Annotated in this window: 8 protein-coding genes; 3 read left to right on the forward strand and 5 right to left on the reverse strand. The window is 62.4% G+C overall.

The genetic code is table 11. The features are described from left to right. Positions 1 to 218 precede the first annotated feature (218 nt). Together TU79_RS18810 and TU79_RS18815 are read left to right on the forward strand one after the other, a co-directional pair. Positions 219 to 2,027, forward strand: a complete 1,809-nt coding sequence (locus TU79_RS18810; protein ID WP_057009405.1) for a monovalent cation:proton antiporter-2 (CPA2) family protein — start codon at positions 219 to 221, stop codon at positions 2,025 to 2,027. 73 nt (positions 2,028 to 2,100) lie between these two features. Beyond that, on the forward strand, positions 2,101 to 2,652 hold the full coding sequence (locus TU79_RS18815) for a DcrB/PsbP domain-containing protein (protein WP_057009406.1): 552 nt from the start codon (positions 2,101 to 2,103) through the stop codon (positions 2,650 to 2,652). A gap of 69 nt (positions 2,653 to 2,721) precedes the next feature. Here the strand turns inward: TU79_RS18815 and TU79_RS18820 are convergent, their stop codons facing one another. From TU79_RS18820 to TU79_RS18830, 3 genes are read right to left on the reverse strand one after another with little or no spacing between them, the layout of a single operon-like run. Further along, positions 2,722 to 3,438, reverse strand: a complete 717-nt coding sequence (locus tag TU79_RS18820) for an alpha/beta hydrolase (RefSeq protein WP_057009407.1) — start codon at positions 3,436 to 3,438, stop codon at positions 2,722 to 2,724. An 11-nt stretch (positions 3,439 to 3,449) separates the two neighbouring features. Further along, positions 3,450 to 4,205, reverse strand: coding sequence for a precorrin-6A synthase (deacetylating) (gene cobF, locus TU79_RS18825; RefSeq protein WP_057009408.1), 756 nt, complete (start codon positions 4,203 to 4,205; stop codon positions 3,450 to 3,452). 9 nt (positions 4,206 to 4,214) lie between these two features. After that, positions 4,215 to 4,805 (reverse strand): histidine phosphatase family protein, encoded by a 591-nt coding sequence (locus TU79_RS18830; protein ID WP_057009409.1) that lies wholly within the window; start codon positions 4,803 to 4,805, stop codon positions 4,215 to 4,217. 278 nt (positions 4,806 to 5,083) lie between these two features. Between TU79_RS18830 and TU79_RS18835 the strand changes: the two genes are divergently transcribed. After that, the gene (locus TU79_RS18835) at positions 5,084 to 5,752 is read left to right on the forward strand and encodes a helix-turn-helix transcriptional regulator (protein ID WP_082638579.1); all 669 of its coding nucleotides are present in this window, start codon (positions 5,084 to 5,086) and stop codon (positions 5,750 to 5,752) included. A 50-nt stretch (positions 5,753 to 5,802) separates the two neighbouring features. Here TU79_RS18835 and TU79_RS18840 read toward each other — a convergent pair whose 3' ends face one another. Together TU79_RS18840 and macA are read right to left on the reverse strand one after the other, a co-directional pair. Further along, complete coding sequence (locus TU79_RS18840) at positions 5,803 to 7,761, reverse strand: MacB family efflux pump subunit (RefSeq protein WP_057009411.1); 1,959 nt, start codon at positions 7,759 to 7,761, stop codon at positions 5,803 to 5,805. Between the two features lie 3 nt (positions 7,762 to 7,764). Then, positions 7,765 to 8,916 (reverse strand): macrolide transporter subunit MacA, encoded by a 1,152-nt coding sequence (gene macA / locus TU79_RS18845; RefSeq protein WP_057009412.1) that lies wholly within the window; start codon positions 8,914 to 8,916, stop codon positions 7,765 to 7,767. Between the last annotated feature and the right edge of the window lie 65 nt (positions 8,917 to 8,981).

The raw sequence follows: 8,981 nt of genomic DNA on the forward strand, positions 1-8,981 counted from the left end.
TGGGCACGGGACACTTTCAATGTGGGAGGGGGCTTGCTCCCGATAGCAATGCGTCAGCCACGCAGGTGTCGACTGGCACTCAGCCATCGGGAGCAAGCCCCCTCCCACATTGGATGTTCGGTGCGCCCACGCACGCGCGGCAAAAATACAATGCTCAGTCGGCAAAAAGCGCTCTAATAGCGCCCTGTTGACTGGCTTTGAAGATTCTGGAGTTCGCAATGCCCCATGAAGGCAACCTGTTACAAGCAGCCGTGGTGTTTCTGCTCGCCGCCGTACTCACCGTGCCGTTGGCCAAGCGCCTGCAACTGGGCGCGGTGCTCGGCTATCTGTTCGCCGGGGTGATCATTGGTCCGTCGGTATTGGGCTTGGTGCGTAACCCGCAGAGCGTGGCGCAGTTCTCCGAACTGGGCGTGGTGCTGCTGCTGTTCATCATCGGCCTGGAGCTGTCGCCCAAGCGTTTATGGGTGATGCGCAAGGCGGTGTTCGGCGTCGGCCTGGCGCAGGTGCTGCTTACCGGCCTGGTGATGGGCGCGGTCGCGCTGTGGTTGTTTGGTCAGGCGTGGAACAGCGCGATTGTGCTGGGCCTGGGCCTGGCGCTGTCGTCCACGGCGTTCGGCCTGCAAAGCCTGGCCGAGCGCAAGGAACTCAACCAGCCCCACGGGCGCATGGCCTTTGCGATCCTGTTGTTCCAGGACATCGCCGCCATCCCGCTGATCGCCATGGTGCCGTTGCTGGCCGGCGGCAGCCACCCCACCACCGAGTCCGAGGGCCTGCAGCACGGCTTGCAGGTGCTGGGCAGTATCGCGGTAGTGATCATCGGCGGGCGTTACCTGTTGCGCCCGGTGTTTCGCATCGTGGCCAAGACCGGCCTGCGCGAAGTGTCCACCGCCACCGCGCTGCTGGTGGTGATCGGCACGGCCTGGTTGATGGAACTGGTCGGTGTGTCCATGGCTTTGGGGGCCTTCCTCGCCGGCCTGCTGCTGGCGGACTCGGAGTACCGTCACGAACTGGAGTCCCAGATCGAACCGTTCAAGGGCCTGCTGCTCGGGCTGTTTTTTATCAGCGTGGGCATGGGCGCCAACCTCAGCCTGCTGCTCAGTTCGCCACTGGTGGTGATCGGCCTGACCCTGCTGTTGATCGGCCTCAAGCTGCCGATCCTGTATGCCGTGGGCCGCATGGCCGGTGACCTCAATCGCGAAAGCGCCCTGCGCCTGGGCGTGGTGCTGGCGGCCGGCGGTGAATTTGCCTTCGTGGTGTTCAAGATCGGCCGTGACCAGGGCCTGTTCGAACCGCAGTTGTACGACGTTCTGGTGCTGACCATCACCCTGTCCATGGCCATCACGCCGCTGTTGCTGCTGATCTGCCCGAAGCTGTTCAAGCGCAAGACCAGGCCAGTGGAAGTGCCCGAGGAATACCGCGCCATCGAAGGCGACGCGCCACGCGTGGTGATCGCCGGCATGGGCCGCATGGGGCAGATCGTTGCGCGGATCCTGCGCGCGCAGAACATTTCGTTCATCGCCCTCGACACCTCGGTGGAAACCATCGAGCTGACCCGCAGCTTCGGCGGCATGCCGGTGTTCTACGGCGATCCGCAGCGCCCGGAAATCCTCCACGCGGCCAAGGTCGACCAGGCGGAATTCTTCGTGATCGCCATGGACGACCCGGAAATCAACATCAAGACTGCCGAGCTGGTGCGCACCCTCTACCCGCACATGAAGATCATCGCCCGCGCCCGTAACCGCCAGCACGTGCACCGCCTGGTGGACCTCGACGCCTCGCCGATTCGCGAGACCTTCTACTCCAGCCTCGAAATGAGCCGCCGTACCCTGGTCGGCCTGGGGTTGAGCCAGGCCCAGGCCGATGCGCGCATCAGCCGCTTCAGGAACCACGACCTGCAAGTGCTCGCTGCCCAGCATGCGGTATACGACGACGCGGCCAAGGTGATGCAGACCGCCCAGGAAGCCCGCGCCGAACTGGCGCGGCTGTTTGAGATGGATCGGCTTGAGGAAGAGTCCGACAAGGTGTGAAGCCAGGGAGGAACGATCTTGCGAATTTTCTGACAGAATAAGGCGCAATTTCGTTTTATCACCGGAGTGCTTCATGGCCACTTTCACCAAGACCGCCGTCCTGTTAGCCCTCGCACTGACTGCCGGCAGCGTGTTCGCTGCCGTCAAGCCAGGCACACAGACCATCTCCACCCTGGGCGGCAAGTTCACCTTCAGCCTGCCCCAGGCCTACGTCGCCGATACCCTGCCCGCCGGCAAGGCCGAGGATGGCACCGGCGACACTCAAGGCACGATGTACGCCAATCAGACCACGAAAAGTGTGGTGATCGTCGCCGAAACCGTGCGCAAGGACGGGGTAAAGATCGAGGACAACGACCCCAAGTTCCTTGACGGCGCCGTCGCCGGTTTCATCAAGGACCAGAGCGCTGCCCTGCCCGACTTCAAGAAACAGAGCGAGAAAAAACTCAACTTCAAGGGCCTGGGCATGCGTCAGGTCGACAGCACCGCCACCCAGGGCGGCGGCAAGACCTTGAACTCCACGTTCCTCGGTGGCTCGGGCAACCAGTTGCTGGTGATCCAGGCCATTTCGCGGGCCGATGATGTGAAGGGGCACGCCGAACTGGTGAAACAGATTACCGGCAAATAACCCACTTCCATAACCACCCCAAAAACCCTTGTGGGAGGGGGCTTGCTCCCTCTCACATTGCAACCGTGCTCACTTCAGGTTCGATTCAAGCCAGGCCTTCAGGTCCTGCACCTCCGTTGCGCTGATCGTGTGGTTCATGCCTTCATACGTATGAAACTGCGGCTTCAACCCCAACCCCACCAGCACCTCGTTCGCCCGCGTCGCCGACGCATACGGCAGCGCCTGGTCCAATGTGCCATGGCCAATAAAGATCGCCAGCCTGCCCAGCGCGTCATCGGGCTTGAGCTCAGCCTTGAGTACCGGCAGCACGCTGCCGCTCAGCGCCGCGATGCCCCTCAGCAGCTCAGGCTTACGCAAGCCCACCTCGTAGGACATGATCGCGCCCTGGCTGAACCCCACCAGGAACACGCGATCACTCTGGGTGTGGTACTTGGCCGTGGCCTTGCGCACAAAGTCTTCGATCAGCGCGGCGCTGCGCTGCAAGTCGGCAGTCTCGCCGTTGTAGTCACGCTCGTTGGTCTTGGTGAACCAGCGATAGCCATGGGGGTCCACCGGCGTTGGCGCGCGGGCCGACAGGTAGGTCCAGGTCGACGGCAACGCGTCCTTGATCCCGAACAGGTCCTCCTCGTCACTGCCAAATCCGTGCAGGAAGATCACCAGCGGCTGGTTGCGCGCATCGCCCTGGGTCTGTTCCAGATAGGACAACGGCAAATCGGTATGCAGCTTCGAGTCAGCGTGAGCGACACCGGCCACCAGGGTCAGCGCCAGGGCAAACAGTTTGAGCATGGGAGGTCACCTCAGGGTTTGCGTAACAGATAAGTGTCCATGATCCAGCCATTTTCCAGACGCGCAGCCTTGCGCACCCGTTCGATTTCTTCAGCCACTTCACTGACCTTGCCGCTGATCAGGATTTCATCCGGCGTGCCCAGGTAGGCCCCCCAATAAATATCAAAGCCCTGATCAGCCACGCTGCGGTAGGAGTCTTCGGCATCGAGCATCACCACCAGCGTATCCGCATCACTGGCCTGCCCTGCCGCCAACCGGCGCCCGGTGGTGATCTCGACGGACTTGCCGATGCGGTTCAACGCCACCTTATGTTGCGCGGCCAGGGCCTGCACGCTGGTAATGCCGGGGATCACTTCGAACTCGAATTCGCACTGCCCTGCGGCCAGAATCGCCTGCAGGATACGGAGGGTGCTGTCGTACAGCGCCGGGTCGCCCCAGGCCAGGAACGCACCGACTTCGCCGTCGGCCATTTCCTCATTGATCAGGCGCTCGAAGGTGGCTTGCTTGTCGCGGTTAAGCACCTGCACCGCCGTGGTGTAGTCGATCTCACCGCGCACGCGCTCGGGGCAATCGGCCTCGACGAAGCGGTAGCCAGGTTCGGTGATGTAGGTGTCGCAGATCTCGCGGCGCAGGTCGATCAGCTTGTCCTTGCTCTGGCCCTTGTCCATCAGGAAGAACACATCGGTGCGGTTCAGCGCCTTCACGGCCTGCATCGTGATGTAGTCAGGGTTGCCGGCGCCAATGCCGATGATCAGGATGCGTTTCATGGGGTGCTCTCAGTGCGGGGCATGGATGTTGCCATGGTCGGACGGCCAGGGGTGAGTGTCCAGGCGCAGGCGCCACACGCCGGTAAAACGCAGCTCGATGCAGGACAGCGGCGCAACGTCGATCCGATAAATCATCTCGACCGGCATGTGCAGCACTTGCCGCATCACTGCGCGGATCACGAACGGATGGGTCACGGCCAGCACATGGCCGGGCTGGGTTTGCAGTTGCTGGAGCCACTGCGCGATCCGCTCGCACAATGCCTCCACCGTTTCGCCACCGTGGGGTGCACCGGCGCTGTCGGCGAGCCAGGCTCTCACCGCGTGAGTGTCGAGCTGGTCAATTGCCTGGCCTTTCCAGCGGCCCATGTCGAGATCGCGCAGGGCGGTTTCCAGCGTGGCCTCGTTGCCGAACAGGCTGGCGGTCTGACGGGTTCGCAGCTCGGGGCCGCATACCAGTTGCGGGGTTTTGCTGAAGCGACCGGCCAGGGATAACGCGTCACTCTGCCAATCCATCACCACCGATTCGTCATCGGCAAATCGCGCGTACTTTTGCGCCGGGGTGGCGGCGTGGCAGACAAGGGTCAACCGGGTGGGTTGCATCGCAGGTTCACTCTGGGTTGACGTGCAGTTCGCCTGGAACGGCGAAGTTGTATTCATATGTTACAACAAACCTGGAAAAGACCGCTGGACGCTGGCCCAACGCCCCATCGCATATGGCCTTGAGCCAGTTTTTTTCAAATTGGATCCCCTTACTGCGGCGAGGCTGTACTAGCATACGTGCTGGCGGGGTGGACTATCACTGTGGGTTATTCGTATTGGCACCTGATCCCCGTCGTTGCATAGCCGAATACCCGCACCTGACATTCATGGACGATTGGATGAACGCTCACCTGTTTCCACATATAGGCAAAGTCATTGCCAGCACCGGCAGCCGACATTTCCCACGCATGCTGCACGACCTGATCCTCACCCAACTGGCGGTGGACGCTACCCATATCAGCCAATTGCGAGTCAGCCCCGAGGGACATACGCGGCGCAAGATCAGCCCGGTCTACACCGATTCGACGGCAACGCTGGGCGAGGAACAGCCTGCAGCGCAACTGCACCTGACGCGGCGCAAGGACGATGTGCGCTACATCCTCTCGGTCTACCGCTCGCACCAGTCCGAAAGCTTCTCGCCGCAGGAACGCAACATGCTGCAGGAGTTTTCCACGCTGTTGCTGCCCATGGTGGAAAAACACATCACGGCGATCCAGCCGAGCAGCGACGGCGAACCGGTGGCGGCGCGACATCAGGGCATCGAGACCCTGCGCCAGCGCATTGAGGAGCGCCTGATGCAATCGGGGCTGACCTTGTCCACCCGCGAACTGGAAGTGTGCGTCGGCCTGCTGGCCGGGAAAACCGCGCCGGAGCTGGCCGAACAACTGGCGTTGAAGGTCAACACCATCGAAAGCTACCTCAAGCGCGCGTCGATCAAGCTGGGCATCAGCGGGCGGCATTCGCTGTTGCGGTGGATGTATGCCACCGAGAACAACAGCGGTCTTTAAATCAACATCAAGCCAATTGTGGGAGGCAGCAAGCCCCCTCCCACAATTTGTCAATCTCTGGCCAGCGCCTCAATCGGGTCCAGCCGCGCCGCATTCCTTGCCGGCACAAACCCGAACACAATGCCGATCAGCGTGGAACAGGCAAACGCGGTGACCACCGAGCCCACCGAAAACACCATCTCCCACTCTTTCACGAACAGCGAAAACAGGTAGCCGATGGCGTAGGACAGCGAGATCCCGATGATCCCGCCGATCAGGCACACCATCACCGCCTCCACCAGAAACTGCTGGCGAATATCCGACTGCCGTGCGCCCACCGCCATGCGAATGCCGATCTCGCGGGTCCGCTCGGTGACCGACACCAGCATGATATTCATCACGCCGATACCGCCCACCAGCAGCGAAATCACCGCAATCAGCGACAGCAGCAAGGCCAGGGAGCGGCTGGTGTTCTGCACGGTCTGCATGATGCTGTCGAGGTTGTTGGTGAAGAAATCCTTGGTGCCGTGGCGTTGCAGCATCAGCTTGTTGACGTTGTCCTCCACCACCTTGCTCGGCTGGCCGTCCTTGATGCGCACGGTGATGCTGTCCAGATGGCGCTGACCCAGCACGCGCCCCGCCGCCGTCTCGTAAGGCACCCACACATTCAGCGATTTGCTGGCGGCGAACATGTTTTTGTTATCGGCCGTGACCCCGATCACCGTACACGGCAGGTTGCCCACCAGAATCACCTGACCGAGCGGGTCGACATGCGCGCCGAACAGGCGCTGACGGGTGTTGTGGTCGATCACCACCACTTGGGCCTGGCGCCGCGCATCGTTCTCGCTGAAGGCAATACCGGCTTCGAGCTTCAGGCCCTTGACCTTGAAGTAGCGCTCGCTCACCCCATTGACCTGCGCATCCAGGTCGATATTGCCAAAGCGCAGCAGCAGGTTGCGGCCCACCACCGGCGTGGCGCTGTCGACGTAATACAGCTGGTTCAACGCGTCCACATCCGAGGGCATCAGCGTCTCGATGGCCGAGGCGCGGCTGTCACCGAAACTGGTGCCGGAAAAGATATCGATGGTATTGCTGCCGATGGCCTGGATGTCCTTGAGCACATAACGCTTGGCCCCTTCGCCGATGGCCGAGATCGACACCACCGAGGTGATGCCGATGACGATGCCGAGCATGGTCAGCAGCGTGCGCATGCGGTGTGACACCAGCGCGACCCAGGCCATGTTGAACGCCTCTTTGAACAACCCCAGGCTCGCCACCAGCCGCCGCGCGCCGCTGCGTCGCGACTCGATGGACGTTTCGACGGGCAGCTCGAGGCCGACACTGGCGTTGGCCTTGTCGCTGACGATCTCGCCATCGCACACCTCGACGATGCGCTGGGCATTGGCCGCCACCTTGGGGTCATGGGTGACGATGATCACCGTATGCCCGGCGGCGTGCAGCTCGGCGAGGATACGCATCACCTCCTTGCCGCTGTGGGTGTCCAGCGCCCCGGTGGGCTCGTCGGCAAGGATCACTTCGCCGCCGTTCATCAAGGCCCGGGCGATACTCACCCGCTGCTGCTGACCACCGGACAGCTGGCTGGGCCGGTGGCTGGTGTGCCCGGCCAGGCCCAACCGCGTCAGCAGCTCACGGGCGCGGCTGTGGCGCTGAGTCTCCGGGGTGCCGGCGTAGATCGCCGGCATTTCCACGTTGTGCAACGCGCTCAGGTGCGCCAGCAAGTGGTAGCGCTGGAAGATAAACCCGAAGTAATCGCGGCGCAGCTCGGCCAACTGCTCATCGCCCAGGGAGCGGGTCTCGATGCCGTTGATTGTGTAGCTGCCGGCGGTGGCGTAATCCAGACCGCCGAGGATGTTCATCAAAGTGGACTTGCCCGAACCGGACGCGCCGATGATCGCGACCATCTCCCCCGCCTGGATGGTCAGGTCGATGCCCTTGAGCGCAATGAACTCACGCTCGCCGGCCATGAAACTGCGGGTGATGCCCTTGAGCTCCAACAGTGGCTGGCTCATGGCTCAGTTCCCCGCCACGGCAGGCGTGGCGTCGCCGATCACCACCTTGTCGCCCTCGACCAGGCCGTCGAGGATCTGCACCTTGACGTTGTTGTTGATGCCGGTCTTCACGTTGCGCGCCAGCGCCTTGCCCTTGGCATCCAGCACCCGCAGCGCATAGCTGCCATCGTTGTTGCGCGCGCCCAGCGCCGCCACCGGCACCATCAGCGCCCCTTGGGCAGTGTCGAGCACGATACGCACCTGGGCGGTCATGGCGATACGCAGGCGATGGTCGGGGTTGGGCACGTCGAACAGCGCGTTATAGAACACCGCCGTGTTCTGCTTGGGCGTGCCGGCGCTCTGGGTCTCGAGGAAGTTCTGCGGCGCCGGCTCCGTGCCGCGCAGTTTGGCGTAATAGCGCTTGTCGGCCTCGCCGAGAATGGTGAAGTACACCTGCTGGCCGGGGCTGATATGAATCACATCCGCCTCGGACACCTGGGCCTTGACGGTCATGGTGTCCAGGTCCGCCAGCTTGAGCAGTACCGGCGCCAGCTGGTTGGCGATCACCGTCTGGCCTTCCTGGGTGACGATGCCCACCACATCGCCGTCGATGGGCGCATTGATGCGGGTGTAGGTCAGGTTGACCTTGGCGGTGTCGATCTGGATATGCGCGCTCTTGATCTGCGCATCCAGCGACAGCAGGTTGGCCTGCTGTACCTGGTAGGTTGACTCGGCGTCTTCGAAGTCCTGACGGGACACTGACTCGTCGATCTGCAGGCCCTTGTAGCGCTCGTACACCGACTTGGCCTGCTTGAGCTGCGCCGCCGTGGCGCGGCGCTGGGCCTGGAGGTTTTCTTCGTCGACCTGGGCCTTGCGCAGGGTGTTCTGCAGGATCAGGGGGTCGATTTCGGCGAGCCATTGGCCCTTTTTCACCTTGTCGCCGACTTTGACCTTGAGGGATTTCAGTTGGCCGGAGACCTGGGCGCCGACGTCGACTTGTTTGATGCCTTCGAGCAGGCCGGTGGCCAGGACGGCGTTTTCGATGTCGCCGCGTTCGGCGGTGGCTGTCAGGTATTGGGGGGTGTCGGCGGGGGCCTGTAGGGCGTAGATGATCAGGCCGATGGCGATGGCCAACAGGGTGAATAAGCCGATTTTGCGGAATTTAGACGTTTGCATAAATGCCCATAAAAGATGATGAGGTTTTTGGGGGTATATCCGTTGCTGCGGTAACGGCTGCTTAG

The sequence above is a fragment of the Pseudomonas trivialis genome, assembly GCF_001439805.1.
Taxonomy (GTDB): Bacteria; Pseudomonadota; Gammaproteobacteria; order Pseudomonadales; family Pseudomonadaceae; genus Aquipseudomonas; species Aquipseudomonas trivialis.

Coding starts and splice junctions, on each gene's coding strand:
- TU79_RS18820 (WP_057009407.1), bottom strand. CDS start 3,438: ATGCTCAAACTGTTTGCCCTGGCGCTGACCCTGGTGGCCGGTGTCGCT.
- TU79_RS18815 (WP_057009406.1), top strand. CDS start 2,101: ATGGCCACTTTCACCAAGACCGCCGTCCTGTTAGCCCTCGCACTGACT.
- macA (WP_057009412.1), bottom strand. CDS start 8,916: ATGCAAACGTCTAAATTCCGCAAAATCGGCTTATTCACCCTGTTGGCC.
- cobF (WP_057009408.1), bottom strand. CDS start 4,205: ATGAAACGCATCCTGATCATCGGCATTGGCGCCGGCAACCCTGACTAC.
- TU79_RS18830 (WP_057009409.1), bottom strand. CDS start 4,805: ATGCAACCCACCCGGTTGACCCTTGTCTGCCACGCCGCCACCCCGGCG.
- TU79_RS18810 (WP_057009405.1), top strand. CDS start 219: ATGCCCCATGAAGGCAACCTGTTACAAGCAGCCGTGGTGTTTCTGCTC.
- TU79_RS18835 (WP_082638579.1), top strand. CDS start 5,084: ATGAACGCTCACCTGTTTCCACATATAGGCAAAGTCATTGCCAGCACC.
- TU79_RS18840 (WP_057009411.1), bottom strand. CDS start 7,761: ATGAGCCAGCCACTGTTGGAGCTCAAGGGCATCACCCGCAGTTTCATG.